Below are 15,805 nucleotides of genomic sequence, written 5' to 3'. Positions count from 1 at the left end.
CTACTCTCCCTTTCCGGCTTTTAAGCACCTTACCACATGGCCAGGAGTAATTTCCACGAGCCCCACTTGCCCTTCCCGTCTGCAGCACTCGTCCGCATGAGGACATCTGGGAGCAAAATAGCATCCTTTGGGAAGATCCGCCGGGTTCGGCGGCATCCCCGCGATGGGCTTTAGTCTTGTTTCATCCCCGGTTAGGCTTGGGATCGAGCTGAAAAGCCCCAGGGTATAAGGGTGGGTCGGATGATCGTAGATATCTTCCAGAGTACCGGCTTCCACGATCTGTCCGGCGTAGACCACCGCCACCTCGTCGCAGACTTCTGCTACCACGCCGAGATCATGGGTGATCATAATCATGGAAGTGTTTTTCTCCCGTTTCAGCTTTCCGATCATTTCCAGCACCTGGGCCTGGATGGTAACGTCCAGCGCCGTTGTGGGCTCATCCGCAAGGATCAGCTCTGGATTGCAGGCAAGCGCCATGGCGATTACCACGCGCTGCTTCATGCCGCCGGAAAACTGATGGGGGTATTCCTCATACCGCTCCGCAGGAATTCCAACCATTTCCAAAAGCTCGACGGTTTTTTCGTAGGCTTTTTTCTTGCTGATCTTTTCATGGGTTTTGATTGCTTCCGCAATCTGGTCTCCAACGGGAAATACCGGGTTTAAGGCGGTCATGGGATCCTGGAAGATCATGGCGATCTTCTCTCCCCGAATACTCCGCATCTCCTTTTCGGAAATCGCCATCAAGTCTTTTCCCTCTAATTTTACCGTTCCTCCAATGATCTTGGCGGGAGGGTCCGGAAGGATACGAAGAATCGACTTTGCAATGGTGGTCTTTCCAGCGCCAGTCTCCCCGACGAGTCCGAAGGTCTGCCCGCGTTTTACCTGGAAACTGACTCCGTTCACTGCCTTTATAATTTCTCCGCCCGCTGTATACTGAACTTCCAAATCATCAACCGTAAGCAATATATCATTTCCGTTTTTCTTTTCCATCACGTCTCTCTTCCCTCTTTAATCTTTCAAACGCGGATCAAGCGCATCTCTCAATCCATCGCCAAACATATTGATCGATAAAATGGTAATCATAATCGTAATACCAGGGAAAATAACCATATGCGGGTAGTTCCTGATATAGTTTCTCGCTCCGGAAAGCATCGCGCCCCATTCCGGGTTCGGAGGCTGAACGCCCAATCCCACGAAGCTAAGAGAAGCAGCGGCAAGGATTGCGCCCGCTACGCCCATGGTTGCCTGAACAATGACCGGCGACAGCGCGTTGGGAAGGATATGCTTGATAATGATTCTCTTATCCGCCGCATTGATGGATTTTGCCGCTTCCACATACTCCATATTTCTCACATTCAGAATGGAAGCTCTTGTCATACGCGCATATCCGGGGATCGTCCCAATTGTCAAAGATACGATACAGTTAAAGAAACCAGGCCCAAGAGTCGCCGCAACGGCAATGGAAAGAATCAACCCAGGCAGCGCCTGAATCACATCCAAAGCCCGCATCAAAGCCATATCGAACTTTCCGCCGATATATCCTGCTAAGGCTCCAAGGGCAACGCCGATGATTCCTGCCAGAGCAACGCTTGCCACGCCCACGATCAGCGAGTATTTTGCTCCCACTAAAAGCCTGCTGAAAATATCCCGCCCCAGTTCGTCCGTGCCAAACCAATGCTCCGCGGAAGGTCCCTGGAACGTGCAGCTGAAATCTGTTTTGTCAAACTGATAAGGTGCAATCAAGGGGGCAATGATGGCCAAAATAACAATAATCAGCATGATAAACAGGCCAAGCATCGCCAGTCTGTTTTTCTTTAACCGTCCCCAGGTGATGCTGAGCATTCCCTGCTTTTTCGCCTTTCTTTTGTTTTTACCCTGTTCCGCCATTATTTTCTCCTCTTCTTTCCGGCATATTGCGCCTTAATTCTCGGATCGATAAACGCATACACTAAATCGACAAGCAGCATAACAAGGCTGAATACCACAGCCACAAAGATAACCGACCCCTGAATGGCCGGATAATCGCGGCTGCTGATCGAGTTCATCATATAAGTACCGATTCCCGGAATCGAAAAAACGCTTTCCGCTACGATCGCGCCGCCAAGCTGGGTGCCAAAGGATGTGCCTGCCTGGGTGGCAACCGGAATCAGAGCATTCCGAAGGCCATGAACAAAGATTACTTTTTGATTGGCGATTCCCTTTGCCCTTGCGGTCACGATATAATCCTGCCGGATTACCTCAAGCATGGCCGAGCGTGTCTGTCTGGCAATGGACGCGCATCCCGTCAATCCGATGGCCAGACAGGGCAGGATATAGGAAGCCGCTCCATCGACGCCGCTGGCAGGCAAAAGCCCCAGCTTCAAGGCAAACAGCAAGGATAACATCTGCCCAACCCAGAAGCCCGGCATCGAGATTCCAACCAACGCCACCAGCATAGAAGCGTTATCTTTCCAGGAATATTGATTGACCGCGGCAATGACGCCCAAGGGAATACCAATCAGAAGCGCCAAGCATACGCTGATGGACGCAACCCGCAGCGTATAGGGGAAACGCTGGAGAATGTCTTCAATGACAGGTTTTCCATTCATGTAAGATTCGCCAAAATCAAAATGGAAATAGACATCTTTGGCATATTCTACAAATCGCTCCACGTACGACTTGTTTAATCCTAGTTCTTCCCGCTTTGCCTCTAAGACCTCTGTGGATACCTCGCTGCCGAGAATGATCTGCGCCGGATCTCCCGGAGTAAAGTACATGATGGTGAAAATCAGCCATGTAACACCGATGATCACAGGGATCATCAGCAAAATTCTTTTCACTATGTATCGTATCATTGTCTACCTCTCTCAAAGATTCTGCATGACAATTGCCATATGGATAGAGAGCAGGCAAAGAAAGTTCTCTGCCTGCCCCTGTATGGGATTTTGTTTTGAATCGCCCTTTGATTACTCGACCGTTCTATGCCAAGTATCCGCAAACTCACTCATGCCAGGATAAAATACGGTCTCGCCGGATACGCAAGGGGTCAGCAGATCATCCGTATGGACATAATATTTATAGCCGGAACAGAATGCATAAATCGGAACATTTTCATCCAGCCATGCACGAACAGCGTCCACCGTCTCCGGAGAATTCGTAGCGGCATCCAACGCAGTTTCCAGCAGTTTCTGGAATTCATCGTTCTTCAGGAAGTTTTTCGTTACTCCGTTAAACATGCGGGCGTCCATGGAAAGTTTCCAGACCAGAACACTCAGTCCGCCTGCCGCCTTCTGAGTGACATAAGCGTCAAACTCTTTCGGATCCGATACGTATGTATTAAACAGAGCTGCTTCATAGTTTGTGATATCCACTTTAATGTTTGCTTCCGCCAGGAGAGCCTGGATGATCTCAGCAATTCTCTTGTGGTCGGCGCTGGAGTTGGTCAGAAGACGAATCGTGATTCCATCGGGGTGACCGGCCTCTGTCAACAGTTCTTTTGCTTTTTCTACATTGTAGGAATAGTAATCCAGATTCTTCCAAGAATCCTGATAGTCTGCATAAAGGCTATTGGAGAATGTGGTCGAAAGTTCGCCTTCGCCGTTAAAGATATTGCTTAAAATCGCCTGATTATCAATCGCGTAGCAGATAGCCTGGCGCACCTTCGGGTCCGCGCATACGCTGGACTCGTCGCAGTTAAAGAAGATGCACTGCATCAGGATGTTCAGGAACTGATAGGTAGTGAAACCTTCGTCATCTCCGCCCTCTTTAAAGTGGAACAGATCCGAGCTCTGTACGTCGTATGCAAAGTCAACATCGCCTGTTTCCAGCGCCACGGTGATCTGTGCCGCCTCGGTGATCTCCTTAAAAACTACCTTATCCACTGCCTGGCGTTCGCCGGAGACAGCAGAATCCTGCCAATAGTTCTCATTTTTCACCAGCGTCAGGGAAGATCCGGCAGTCCAGCTGTCCAAAACATAAGGGCCGGTGCCGACCGGATTGGCAATCATCTCATCGGGGGAAGCATCCCAGGCTGCCTTGGAGATGATCGGTACAAAGTTCACGCTATCGGAGAATACGCCTACCTGCTCCGATGCCAGCGAGAGCTGAACCGTATAATCGCCGGTCTTCTTGATCTCCGTCACGCTGCCCACATAGCCCGTCTGCGTACCGGAGTCAATGGCTGTCTGATAGCTGAATACCACGTCGTCCGCTGTAATCGGGTTTCCAGCAGAGTCTTTGACGTAATCGTAAATTTCTACCTCATATGTGGTAGCGTCGATCTGTTTCCAGCTCTTTCCAACGCAAGGAGTCAGCTCTCCGCCAAATTTAAGACGATGGAACAATGGCTCGTAAATCGTATAGATGATCGTTCTGTTTCTAGGGTTATTGCTGGACGCATAAGGCGCCAAGGTATTGGGATCTCCGTTAATCTCAATGTTAATCTGCTTCGTCGCGGCAACCTCGCCGCTTGGAGCCGTTGTTTCACCGGCTGCCGCCGTCGTTGCAGCAGTGTCTTTGCTTTCCGCTTTCGTTTCGCTGCTCGTTCCTCCGCACGCACTCATGGAAAATACCATACTCGCTGCGAGAAACAGGGATAACGCTCGTTTCACCTTGCTCTTCATACTTCTCCTCCTGTTTTCTTCCATATCCCCTCTTTCATGGACAAGGGTATATGGATTTTTTATAACCTTATTATCTCCAAAAATAACCTCTCTGTCCAACAGGTTATTCTCCTGCTTGTTATAACACAAAAGCTGTGGTAAGATAATTTTATCTCTTCCAGCCCCGTATGTTCTCTTGTTCCTGGAAAAAATCTGCTTTTTTTGATTGGAGTTACCCATGCAATCCTTTGAAAATTTCCTCGTCCTTTGCGAAGAACTGAATTATACCAAAGCGGCAAAAAGGCTGGGAATTTCCCAGCCATCTTTAAGCGCCTATATCAAACGTTTGGAGGAATCCCTTGGAACAAAACTTTTCTCCAAAAATAGGAACTCCCTTACCCTAACCACCCAGGGCGTTCTGGTTCAAAATTCTGCCGCGCAGATTATGCAGCTATATTCCGATATCGAATCGGTTCTGACCCATAAAAATCAGGCTTTGGTTCCGCCTGCTGCCTACACAATCGGTCTCGCTCGTCCGCTGGGCAGCATCTCCAAACAGATTTTATCTCTGTCTTATCTCAGCAAGCTATATCCCTTCTGTCAATTTTCCATTACAGAAGGCCCTTACAGCGCGGAAATGGAATCCAGAAAGAAGTCGCTCCACTATATGCTTTCCAATCACGAGATCGATTGCGTGATCTTCGGCGCGCTTCCTTCCAGCCCGATTCCGGCGAACGCCAAACTGCTTTTCTCCCTGCCGGAGTATCTGATTATCTCCGATGAACTGCTAAGAACTTATTATCCTCACAAGAGTCCTTCCACATGGATTCGCGGCGTGGATCTTCTGGATTTTGCAGACATCCCTCAGATCGCCCATTCCCGGAACGGATTGCTTCAATCCAAAATCAACCAACTGTTTTCCAACCATAATAAACGGCTGCTGATCCCGAACATTGTAAACAGTCCTCAGATTATTTATGACTTAGTCAAAAAGGGGATTGGCTGGAGTACGGCAAGCAATATCTTTCTTCCGGAAGACCGCTTGTCTCTGGAAGGTGTTTGGCGTTTTCCCATCGTAACGCCCAATATACAGTTTGACTATTATATTCTATCGGACAACAGCAAACGGGAAAACGCGTTCTTTCGTCAGATCACACGGGATATCTCCAACTATATCCGCATGAATTTTTCCGATAGCAACTTAGTTCTCCTTCAAGCCGAAAAGAATGAGTCCTCCCATAGCGATTCCCTTTGATTGATTTCAATATTATCCAAGGGCTATAATACCAAAGAAAGGAAGCCGCCGCGCCATGTACATTCCTGATTTTGCTTACTATATTGAGGTTGCTCAGTGCCTGAATATCTCAAAGGCATCCGAAAAATGCCATGTCACTCAACAAAGTATGAGCGATTATATCAAAAGGCTGGAGTCCTATTATCAGGTTACCCTGTTTACACGCCATCCAAAATTAGAACTGACAGCGGAAGGGAGAACGCTGCTGGAATACGCCTTAAAAATCCAGAATACGCTCAAAAGCCTTCAAACCAGCTTGAAGCTGACCAGCCAAATCAATCAATCCATTGTCATCGGATTTGCGGGGCCCTTGGGGCGTTTTGCCCTCAAATATATTCCATTGGAGGAACTTACGAAAAATTTTCCCCATATCTGCTTTCAATTATATGAAGGGGAACCTCTTACGCTTTTTCGCCAGTTTCATGAAAATAAAATTGATTTTTTGCTCACTCCAACGGAAATCCTATCCCCCGATACCGACTTTCTGCCCTTAATCGAAAAGAACCATTATCTTTTGATCAGCAGCCGTTCTCTGCGCACTTTTCTCGGCGATTATACTCCCGATCAGCTGGAGAAGCTAAAAGCCGGTGTGGATCTCCTTGACTTTTCCTCCTTTCCTGTGGTTCTCTTTAAAAATAGCGGGACCACTTATAATGCTATTGCTTCTTATTTTTACGCGAACAACATCATTCTTTCCGCGTCCGGAACAATCAACAGCATTTCCGGCATCCTTCAGACAATTTCCGAGCAAAACGCCTGGGGATACTGTTCGGAAGATGTGTTGAGCAATGTCAATGATAATATCCTCCTATTTAATGGCCAGCCCATCTTCGCCTTTCCGATTAAAAAGCCAGATCTTACTTATTGCATGTATCTGTCCTATAAAAAGGAGAAAAAAGAACTGCCAGATTTTACTCTTATTCGGGACTGTATTGCAGAGTATATTTTAAAAACGAGCAGGGGGGAATAGCTTCCCTCTACTCGTTTTTTGTTTGCCGCCATCTACGGTAAAATTGGGAGATATAGATAAGAAGAATATCTCGCGTCATGGTAAATCGTGACTGTGGGAGCCGGCTCTTCCCGGTAAAACAGATACTCGCTGCGGGAAGTCGTAATCGCCAAGCGAATTCGGTGCCCTTTTTTAAATAGCTGCGCCGTCGGTTTTAAATCAATCACCAACTCTACCGGTTTTCCCGGATGTAATTTTTTTACGTCCTTCTCCCGGCAAGGATGCCAGGGAAGACCAAGGAAATCATATGGCGCCGTTTCCGTACTTCTCATAGAAGCCCGCAGCATACCCTCCGTCGCAATTTGTGAATTTCCCTGTTCGTCCACATCAAGAAGGAAAGCGAAAAAGTCTCCATCCACGCCAGTTGTGGATACCGTCAAATGCAGCATGGGATGGCCCACAACCGCCACATCTTCTGTGAGAATTTCGGAAGTATAAGTAATCCCTTTTTGTTCCAGATCAATCACGTCCCTTGGTTCGCATTCCCCATCGCTGACCGTATAGTCTGAGAGGAAGGAATCTTTCTCTTCCCAGGCGGCGGAAGGCTCCTCCTTTAGAGAACCGTCATGGAAAGAATCTACGGTTTTTTGTCCCTCGCTATGCAAATAGAAGCTCTCCCACGTTACGCCCGGCACCGGCCACTGATCTGCAAATCTCCATTCTGCATCTTTTTCTGGAAGAATATTATAATAAATCGGAGGCTCTTCCATGATATGATTCTGTATCCCTTTGAGCCAATAGTCATAAAAACGCAGCTGCTCTACCAATACGTTAAAACCCAGTTTGGGCAGCATATGAAACCAGGGCCCGATAATCATCTTCTTCGGCAGTTCTAAATTGCGATACATAATTACCGTATCCCGGCTCCAAATATCATACCATCCACCCAATAAGTAAACCGCAACCCCGGAACGATTGATCTGCTCTTTATAATTGCTATTGCTTAATGCTTCCCAATAACAATTATCTGTTAGGTTACTGAAACTGTCCCGATAGGGAAGCCGGTAATATTTGTCCATCTCCGGATTGCTGCGATCCAGGTCCTCCAAGGGAGGAATAAAGCAATGATTCATCTGGTGCTGCCGAATTGCTTCTTTTAGCATACTGCCGTCCGAATCCTCCTGCACCGGAATCGCACTTTTCCATTCTGCCTCCTGCTCTACATCAACTTTCTTCAAACGCTCTTCCTGAAAAAGCGCCTGATTCATTTTCCCCCAATCATCCGGCCAATCCGTCTCCCTCGGAATCCCGCCGCGCACCCAGCCGTCGTACTTGTTGTAGTCCGTCATCCCGACAAATGCTGCCTTTAAATGCGGTGGATTGGAGCGAATGGCTTCCATCTGAGTTGCTCCCACATGGGAACATCCAAACATGCCAATGTTTCCATCACACCATGGCTGCGCCGCCAGCCACTCCGTAATATCATAGGCATCTTCCGGCCCTTGGATCGGCTGAATCGCAGGCGTATGGCCAAAAGACGCATGCTTGCCTCTGGTATCTACGCTGGCGATAATATATCCTCTGGCGGTAAACTCCTTCAGCATAATTTCTGCTCCGGTCTGCGGTTCCCCCGGAGCCGCGCCTGTCGCATACGCATCCGGCACCGTTTCCCCGGTACCGGAAAAAAAAGCGGTATGCCGAATACTTCCATCCGGTCTGCGCAACACTCTACCATAAGGCGTAAATCGCCAGATAACCGGCAGCGGTTCTTCCACACAGACGCCGTCCAACGTCGGCCGATATAATTCCATCGCCAGTTTCGTTCCATCTCTAACCATAATATACCGGCTGCTTTCTTCATAACCATTATATAATTTCGGGGAATATCCTTGATAAACACCTGGAGAAGATTTCTTTTCCCCGCTTTGTTCATTCTGGAATCCCTCATAATAATTTTTCATTTCAAAAATCCTTTCCTCAATACTTAAAAGGGATATATCATTGGCACCAGAAAAATAGCGCAAAGCGCGCAGCATAAGAAAGGTCCAATTCCCGCACGGAAAAAGCTTTTCAAATCATATCCTCCCAACGCATATCCCAGCGCCATTCCCGGCGAAGACAACGGTGTCAGCATAGAAAGCCCCGCGCCAAAAGCAGAGGCAATCAAGACCGGCAGCGGGCTGATATCCATCGATATTGCCGTTACAATCGCCATGGGTTCGATAATACGATCAGTTGCCACATTCGACATCAGCTGCGTCATAATAGCCGGCAGAAAAAAGAAGACCGCCTGGACAACATAGGGGTTTCTGGTGCTGCCCATGGCCAGCTGAATCCAATGGGCAATCGCGTCGCCGGCTCCCGTCTGGCTCATGGCTCCGGCCAAAGGTAAAATAGCCGCTATCATAAAAACGATGGGCCAGCAGATGGCTTGAAAGGCCTCCTCACTTTTTAATATCCCAGTTCCAACCATACAAAGAGCGCCTACAACAGCAACCACACAGACATTGAGCCCCACAAAGGAGCCTACAATCATCATAAAAATTGTTCCAAGAAAAATGAGATAGGCCGCCATTTCTTTGCCTCGGCTCAACTCACTTTCTGTTAAACGGATTTCCTTTAACCCAGATTCATCCACCGACTTTACCGCAGCTTTCGGCAGAAACCGAAAACCGCATGTGCATAGAAAAATCAACGTGATACATGCCATGGGAATCGTCCCGATGAACCAATCCCACAGCTGGAAGCTCGGTTCGGCGCCGAATTGCTCCAATATTGCGTTAAACAGATATGGTGTGGACGCACCATAACCAAAAGGAGTGATAGCTCCCCATACGTGACTGATCAGAATAATCGGATAAATGAAACGGCAGGTTGGCAGGCCAGCCTCCTTTTCCAAAAGCAACAAAATTGGATACAAAATGCAAATAATAGCGACTGATCCCATAAATTGGCTAAATACAATCGTAATCAAAAGAAACAGCAAAAGCAAACAGCGTTCATTGGACCTTCCTTTTGGTATAAAACGACTGATTTTACTAAGCACGCTTGTTTTCAAAAAACCTTCTGTCAACACATAAATTGCCGCCGTCAGAATCACTGCTGGATCGACGAATCCCGCGAAGGCGTCTGACAGGGATAAAATCCCTGTCAAAACCAACGCCATCAGCCCCACCATAGCCGTCAGCCACATGGGCCAACGATTCCAGATAAAACCGATTACAATAAATAAAATGACCAGCAGTACAATCACCGTATCTTCCATGATTTTTTATGCCTCGCTGTTCGCAGACTTATTTTCCTTTACCATTTTTGAAGCTTTATTTACCGCGCCGACAATCATCACCATGCCGACGACCATGATCCCGCCCAACACATAATACATCACGCTGTAGCTGAAGCTGGCTAATGGCGCGGCTACCAGGCCCGCAATAATATTGGAAACATCCATGCATAGATAGAGCGTCGCATAAAATGCGCCAAATTCTGTTTTCGGGAAAATCTGCATCGCCAAAAGCATCAACGGAACGTCGTAGCACTCGCCCACCGCGTTGAGAACCACGCCGCCGGTCATGACAGATGTGGTCATCGCTATTCCGATAATAAAGCAGGCAACCACACGGCAGCCATAACAGATCAGGCTGGCTAATTTTGCTCCAATAATATTGCTCATAATAGGCGTTACAAAAGCCATCGCGCTTGCAACCAAACCGGCAATATACAGCATCGTAGTCGGATTAATGCCCAAACTGTCCGTATAGCTCGGGAAATAAATCCCATCCGCCGCCCACACGATCATCGGGATCGCAATTGGAATACAGATCGGCAATGCCTTTGGCATAAATCCGTCGAAGATCGACTTCTTTTTGTCCGGTTTACTTGCCCTGACAGCGGCAAGCTCATCTTCAATTTTACGATAATCCATCAACATAGCAAGACCCAATAGAGCCAAAAGCGCAACGGAAATGGCAATTCCTAAGGCGCTTTGTCCCAAGCTGTTGTAGATGCTTAAGCCGATCGGGCGCCCTAAGTTCTGGCAGAGAACTTCCATCGCGGAATATACCGCAAAAGCAAATCCCATGCTCTCTTTTTTTAATGTAATACCAAAAATAGCCGGAATTACCACGCCTAAAAATGTACTGCTAAAGCCTTGAAGCACACGGGCAATCGCAAACATGGCTGGATTCACCGCAAGGCCATAGCACAGCATAGCGGCAATTTTCACTAAAATACCAAAAACAATTACATTCCTTTTTTTACTGTGATCCGTAGCTGTTCCAGCCGGTACACGGGTTACAAGCTTAACAATGGAATATACCGATGTAAGGATTCCCAAAAGCGCTGCGGAAACGCCTAAACTATCGCCGATGGTCCCCTGGACTCCATTAATCATTTGGTCCGTAATAGAGACGCCGCAGCGGACTAAAATGATTAAAATCAAATTTCTGGTAAAAAGTTCTATTAAACCTTTTTTTAGTTTTTCAACCTTTGTCATTTCTTTTCCTTTCTCAATCATTTTTTTCACCTTATCGTTCCGGACCGACTTGGTTTCTGCTTTTATATATAGCAAGAAACGTGCCAACTAAATTTCCTCTCTTTTGCGGCGGTTATACATCCTTTTTTTGGTACGCTTCCTAAAAACATTGCATTTTATTGCAAAATATTGTAAAATATTTTGCAACGAATCAAAGGAGCGCCCTATGAAGATTACCTATTTATATACCACAGAAGAGCAGCGGAATGTCATCACCGAGGAAGAAAAGAATTATTCTTTTGAAATCCAAAAAAGATATTCTACCAGAGAAAACTGTCTGCAATTAGCCCGTGAAGCAGAGCAGGACGGCAGCTTTTTAATCGTAGCCTCCGGTTTTCAGTATGACTATCTGGCTACTCAGCAACTGCGTATTTCCCTGGTTAGCGAAATTGTTACCCTTTCTAACTTTTGGGGCAAAATTTACGAAGTCACCCACGACCTAAAAATTCCTCACCCAACTTTGCTCCTCTGCCCCAGTTGGGAACTAAGCCCCCAGGAAACGCAGGCGATCCAGGATATTTTCCAGGTTCGTCTTGTTGAAATGCAATTGTCCATGGATGAAATTTTCGGCCAAAGACTTCCCCTTTCTAAAATTCAAGAAGTCATCCGTGCAGAAAAGTGTGACGCTATTATCGCTCCCATCACCTTGGAAGCAACGCTGAAACAGCTTCCGATTCCCTTTTATCGAGCGGCATTTACCCCTTTGGCTGCCGAAGAAATCCGACATACCTTAAATCATATTCAACAAATCATTCAGATCTGGGAAAAGCAACAGAAATTAAACAGCCGTACAGAGATGATGATGCGTCAATCCTATTCTGCCATTTTCTGCCTGGATGAGCAAGGACAGATTCAACTCTGGAATTCTTATGCGGAGCAGCTTTTTCATCAAGACCGGGATGAATTCTTTATGAAAAAAATTTGGGAGGCCATTCCCTGTGAAGATCAAAATCAATTTCAGCAGGCGGTGGAAGACAAACGGGACCTCTTAGGGCATCCATTCCTCCTAGAAGGGCGTCCGCTGGCCGTCAGTTCTTCCTACTTTCCCAACAGCCGCGAATTTATCTTCCATTTCAGTGAGCTAAGTCCACAGGCAAATCATCCCGCTTTACCAAATACGGAAAGACATGGACATATCGCGCATTATCATTTTGAGGATATCATTGGACGTTCAGAGTTTATCCAAAAAGCAAAGCAATATGCGAAGCAGTTCTCCCGCTATAATTCTTCTGTATTGATCTGTGGGGAATCCGGAACTGGAAAAGAAATGTTTGCACAATCCATCCACAATGAAAGCCTTCGCAGGGAAGGTCCATTTGTCGCGATCAATTGCTCTACCATTCCTGCGTCGCTTATGGAAAGCGAGCTGTTTGGCTATGCCGCCGGGGCTTTTACCGGAGCGAACCGTGCGGGCAAAAAGGGACTCTTTGAGCTGGCGGATCACGGTACGATTTTCTTAGATGAGATTTCAGAACTTAGTTTTGAAGCCCAGGCCCAACTACTTCGTATTTTAGCTGAAAGGAGCCTGATGCGGGTAGGCGATCATACGGTCCGCAGCGTGGATATCCGAATCATTGCGGCTACCAACCGCAACTTATTGCAAATGGTAAATGAAAACCGTTTTCGAGCCGACCTGTACTACCGTTTAAATGTATTATCTCTGGAAATTGAACCTCTGCGGCAAAGAACGGAAGATATTCTCCCCATCTTCCACTACTATTTTGATCAGCTTTGCCGCAGAGAAAAAAAGTTTTTAACGATAACGAAGGAAGCCTGCGCGGTATTAACCGAGTACTCTTGGCCCGGAAACATCCGCCAACTTAGAAATTTTTGTGAACGGATTATTGTCATCGCCGCCAATCAGCAGTTGGACGCCGGCTTCATTCGCTCCGAGCTCCGCCTTGCTTTCTCTCAGGATAAAGAGCTCTCCTCCGCTTCGCGGACAGTCGCAGAAGAGGAAAAACGAATCCGCCAGGCCTTAACCCAATGCCATGGAAAACGTAAAGACGCCGCCGCCATGTTGGAAATGCACCCGTCTACCCTTTGGCGGAAGATGAAACTTTATGGTATTGGATAAGACTATTGTGCTTTCCAACGTCTTAATATTCCGAACTGAGCAGGAAATCCGCTATGTGCATTGTTTTAATGCCCTCATAATTTCCTCCTGCAAATTCATCCGTCGTGAGAATATATTTGGGATAATTATCGTGTATTTCAAGCAAACGGTTATACTCTCTCTTTTCTGTCTTTTCCGAATGGATCTCTTGCGTAACCTGAACATAAATTTTTTCATTTTGTCTTACTGCCACAAAATCAATTTCACCATCGCCGGTTTTACCCACATTGACGGTATACCCCCGTCGGCAGAGCTCCAAATACACGATGTTTTCCAGACTGGAAGCCACGCTGTCTGTGTTATATCCGAGAACGCTATACCGCAAAGCAACATCTGCAAGATAGAATTTTTCCTGTGTTTTCAGAATTTCCTTTCCCTGCAAATCATACCGCGAGCAACGGTGGAGCAAATATGCTTTTTCTAGCTTTTCCAAATAGCTGTAGACCGTCTCATTGTCAAGGGACCGATGCTCCGATTTCAGGTAATCCGCAATCGACTTCGCGGAAAAGGTATTGCCCACATTATGAAAGGTATATTTTACAACACGCTCTAACTGGTCGATTTTTCTGATCTGATTTCGTTTTACAATATCCGAAAAAATCGTTGAATTGTATATATCCCTGACAATCGTATAAATTTCATCCTGAGAATACGCCTGCAAATGGGTTGCCGGAAAACCTCCTAAACGAACATAGTCTGCAAGCTCTGTTTTGGGATTTTCCACAGCGGCATACTTCGCCTTGAACGTCAGGTATTCACCAAAGGACAGGGTGAATATCCGGAAGGAAACATATCTTCCGGTAAGGTATGTTGATATTTCGGAGGACATCATTCGAGAATTGGAACCTGTTATATACAGGTCAACATCAAAATCCGACGAAAGCGAATTTACAACCTTTTCCCAGCCTTCGATTTCCTGAACTTCATCAAGAAACAAGTAGGTCTTTCCAGCGGATGAAAGCCGCTCCTTTAGCTGGGCGTACATCTGCTTTGCCGTCATATCCTCATATTCCATGGAATCATAACGACAGCTTATGATACGTTCCGCCGGAATATTTCGCTCATGCTTCAGCTGCTCCATAATCATTTTCAATATTGTAGACTTTCCGCAACGGCGCACCCCTGTGAGTATTTTTACAAAGGGAGTATCCACATAAGCCATTATTTTATCTACATACATCGGTCTGTAAATCACGCTGACCACCTCCGTCTATAAAGTAGTATACTACAAAATTCGCAAAAAAGTCAATTAGTTTTGCGGTTTGTAATCGCAAAACTAATTGACTTCTCCATAAATTACGGTTATTTGTGCAAGAAGCATACTCACACGGTAAACGCGTCCTGCCAAACTGGACAGTTATTCTTTTTTCCAGCACTCCCGAATCTGGTCCATCAGACGCATCACCCGGAGCGTCTCCGCATGGGGCATTTCCTCACATTCCAATTTGCCTTCCTGCAACGCCTTCTTACAGGCTAATATCTCGTATTCGTATCCGGTTATTTGTTTCGGAATCGAAATCTCCCGAAGCAGCCGATGGCCAGTCTGCCCTTTCTTCGGCTGTTCATAGATACGAATTGCTTCACAATTATTAATGTTCTGAACTTCCATATATGCCTTATCCCCGAAGATCATCCCTCTCCGGTCCGTCTGGGCGCACATGTTCGCATGCAGCACCGCCATCCTGCCATCTTTCCAGGTCAGGGTAATGCTATCTGAAGCATCCACCCCCGTATCCAAAAAGGCAGCGGTAGAGGCAACGTTCTCGATCTCATTGCCAAAAGCCATGAGGGCAAAGTTGATCGGATAAACGCCAAGATCTAACAGGGCGCCTCCTGCCAGCCCAGGCTCGCGCATACGCTCCACATCCCTGATGGCATATCCCAAATTGGCCGTCAATGAGGTAATTTCTCCTAAAATACCGCTCTCCATCACTTCACCAATCAGGCTCCGGGAAGGCATGTATCTGGTCCATATCGCCTCCGCCACCAGCAGCCTTTTTTCCTTTGCCAGCGTCAGGACCTCTTCCGCCTCCTTAGCAGTCGCCGTAAATGCCTTTTCACACAAAACATTTTTCCCGTGACTGAGACAAAGCTTCATATGCTGTCCATGATGAGAATGAGGAGTCGCAATATAGATCAAATCCAAAGCCGGATCGCTTGCCAGCTCCTCATAGGAACCGTAGGCTGCTGGAATTCCAAATTGGCCGGCAAATTGCTTTGCCCGATTCCAGTCCCTGGCTCCGATGGCCGCGCACTCTGCCCCCTCCATCCGATTCAATGTATCCGCCATCACCGCCGCGATTTTGCCTGCTCCTAAAATTCCCACTCGCAT

Annotated in this window: 12 protein-coding genes; 3 read left to right on the top strand and 9 right to left on the bottom strand. The window is 46.9% G+C overall.

Translation table 11 applies throughout. The features are described from left to right. The 4 genes from ACCC71_RS02655 to ACCC71_RS02640 all read right to left on the bottom strand — a co-directional run bounded on the left by ACCC71_RS02655 (position 1) and on the right by ACCC71_RS02640 (position 4,601). On the bottom strand, positions 1-990 hold the full coding sequence (locus ACCC71_RS02655; protein ID WP_434310889.1) for an ABC transporter ATP-binding protein: 990 nt from the start codon (positions 988-990) through the stop codon (positions 1-3). A gap of 18 nt (positions 991-1,008) precedes the next feature. Continuing rightward, the gene (locus ACCC71_RS02650) at positions 1,009-1,887 is read right to left on the bottom strand and encodes an ABC transporter permease (protein WP_434310888.1); all 879 of its coding nucleotides are present in this window, start codon (positions 1,885-1,887) and stop codon (positions 1,009-1,011) included. Then, positions 1,887-2,834 (bottom strand): ABC transporter permease, encoded by a 948-nt coding sequence (locus tag ACCC71_RS02645; RefSeq protein ID WP_434310887.1) that lies wholly within the window; start codon positions 2,832-2,834, stop codon positions 1,887-1,889. Before ACCC71_RS02645 ends, ACCC71_RS02650 begins: the two co-directional genes overlap by 1 nt. Before the next feature lie 111 nt (positions 2,835-2,945). After that, positions 2,946-4,601 carry an ABC transporter substrate-binding protein gene (locus ACCC71_RS02640; RefSeq protein ID WP_434310886.1) on the bottom strand — a complete coding sequence of 552 codons (1,656 nt, stop codon included), beginning with the start codon at positions 4,599-4,601 and terminating at the stop codon, positions 2,946-2,948. Positions 4,602-4,818: 217 nt separating this feature from the next. On the opposite strand from ACCC71_RS02640, the gene ACCC71_RS02635 reads away from it, so the two are divergent. Together ACCC71_RS02635 and ACCC71_RS02630 are read left to right on the top strand one after the other, a co-directional pair. Then, positions 4,819-5,835, top strand: coding sequence for a LysR family transcriptional regulator (locus ACCC71_RS02635; protein ID WP_434310885.1), 1,017 nt, complete (start codon positions 4,819-4,821; stop codon positions 5,833-5,835). A gap of 55 nt (positions 5,836-5,890) precedes the next feature. Next, positions 5,891-6,844, top strand: coding sequence for a LysR family transcriptional regulator (locus ACCC71_RS02630; protein WP_434310884.1), 954 nt, complete (start codon positions 5,891-5,893; stop codon positions 6,842-6,844). A 32-nt stretch (positions 6,845-6,876) separates the two neighbouring features. On the opposite strand, the gene ACCC71_RS02625 is transcribed toward ACCC71_RS02630, so the two are convergent. Genes ACCC71_RS02625 through ACCC71_RS02615 form a run of 3 tightly spaced genes read right to left on the bottom strand, consistent with a single transcriptional unit; the run spans position 6,877 to position 11,318 of the window. Next, positions 6,877-8,784, bottom strand: a complete 1,908-nt coding sequence (locus tag ACCC71_RS02625; protein WP_434310883.1) for a CocE/NonD family hydrolase — start codon at positions 8,782-8,784, stop codon at positions 6,877-6,879. A gap of 23 nt (positions 8,785-8,807) precedes the next feature. Further along, positions 8,808-10,088, bottom strand: coding sequence for an SLC13 family permease (locus tag ACCC71_RS02620; protein ID WP_434310882.1), 1,281 nt, complete (start codon positions 10,086-10,088; stop codon positions 8,808-8,810). A 6-nt stretch (positions 10,089-10,094) separates the two neighbouring features. Then, entirely contained in the window at positions 10,095-11,318 is a 1,224-nt protein-coding gene (locus ACCC71_RS02615) for an MFS transporter (protein WP_434310881.1), read from the bottom strand. A 205-nt stretch (positions 11,319-11,523) separates the two neighbouring features. On the opposite strand from ACCC71_RS02615, the gene ACCC71_RS02610 reads away from it, so the two are divergent. Next, positions 11,524-13,434, top strand: a complete 1,911-nt coding sequence (locus ACCC71_RS02610; RefSeq protein WP_434310880.1) for a sigma-54 interaction domain-containing protein — start codon at positions 11,524-11,526, stop codon at positions 13,432-13,434. A gap of 22 nt (positions 13,435-13,456) precedes the next feature. On the opposite strand, the gene ACCC71_RS02605 is transcribed toward ACCC71_RS02610, so the two are convergent. Both ACCC71_RS02605 and ACCC71_RS02600 read right to left on the bottom strand, forming a co-directional pair. Further along, entirely contained in the window at positions 13,457-14,668 is a 1,212-nt protein-coding gene (locus tag ACCC71_RS02605) for an ATP-binding protein (RefSeq protein WP_434310879.1), read from the bottom strand. A gap of 162 nt (positions 14,669-14,830) precedes the next feature. Then, positions 14,831-15,805, bottom strand: coding sequence for a Gfo/Idh/MocA family protein (locus ACCC71_RS02600; RefSeq protein ID WP_434310878.1), 975 nt, complete (start codon positions 15,803-15,805; stop codon positions 14,831-14,833).

The organism is Hominifimenecus sp. rT4P-3 (assembly GCF_051055405.1).
In the GTDB taxonomy this organism is placed as follows: Bacteria; Bacillota; Clostridia; order Lachnospirales; family Lachnospiraceae; genus Pseudolachnospira.
Note: the sequence above shows the minus strand (reverse complement) of the source record. Positions and strands in the feature narration are given on the sequence as shown.

Coding starts and splice junctions, on each gene's coding strand:
- ACCC71_RS02650 (WP_434310888.1), bottom strand. CDS start 1,887: ATGGCGGAACAGGGTAAAAACAAAAGAAAGGCGAAAAAGCAGGGAATG.
- ACCC71_RS02620 (WP_434310882.1), bottom strand. CDS start 10,088: ATGGAAGATACGGTGATTGTACTGCTGGTCATTTTATTTATTGTAATC.
- ACCC71_RS02645 (WP_434310887.1), bottom strand. CDS start 2,834: ATGATACGATACATAGTGAAAAGAATTTTGCTGATGATCCCTGTGATC.
- ACCC71_RS02610 (WP_434310880.1), top strand. CDS start 11,524: ATGAAGATTACCTATTTATATACCACAGAAGAGCAGCGGAATGTCATC.
- ACCC71_RS02635 (WP_434310885.1), top strand. CDS start 4,819: ATGCAATCCTTTGAAAATTTCCTCGTCCTTTGCGAAGAACTGAATTAT.
- ACCC71_RS02600 (WP_434310878.1), bottom strand. CDS start 15,805: ATGCGAGTGGGAATTTTAGGAGCAGGCAAAATCGCGGCGGTGATGGCG.
- ACCC71_RS02640 (WP_434310886.1), bottom strand. CDS start 4,601: ATGAAGAGCAAGGTGAAACGAGCGTTATCCCTGTTTCTCGCAGCGAGT.
- ACCC71_RS02615 (WP_434310881.1), bottom strand. CDS start 11,318: ATGACAAAGGTTGAAAAACTAAAAAAAGGTTTAATAGAACTTTTTACC.
- ACCC71_RS02625 (WP_434310883.1), bottom strand. CDS start 8,784: ATGAAAAATTATTATGAGGGATTCCAGAATGAACAAAGCGGGGAAAAG.
- ACCC71_RS02630 (WP_434310884.1), top strand. CDS start 5,891: ATGTACATTCCTGATTTTGCTTACTATATTGAGGTTGCTCAGTGCCTG.
- ACCC71_RS02655 (WP_434310889.1), bottom strand. CDS start 990: ATGGAAAAGAAAAACGGAAATGATATATTGCTTACGGTTGATGATTTG.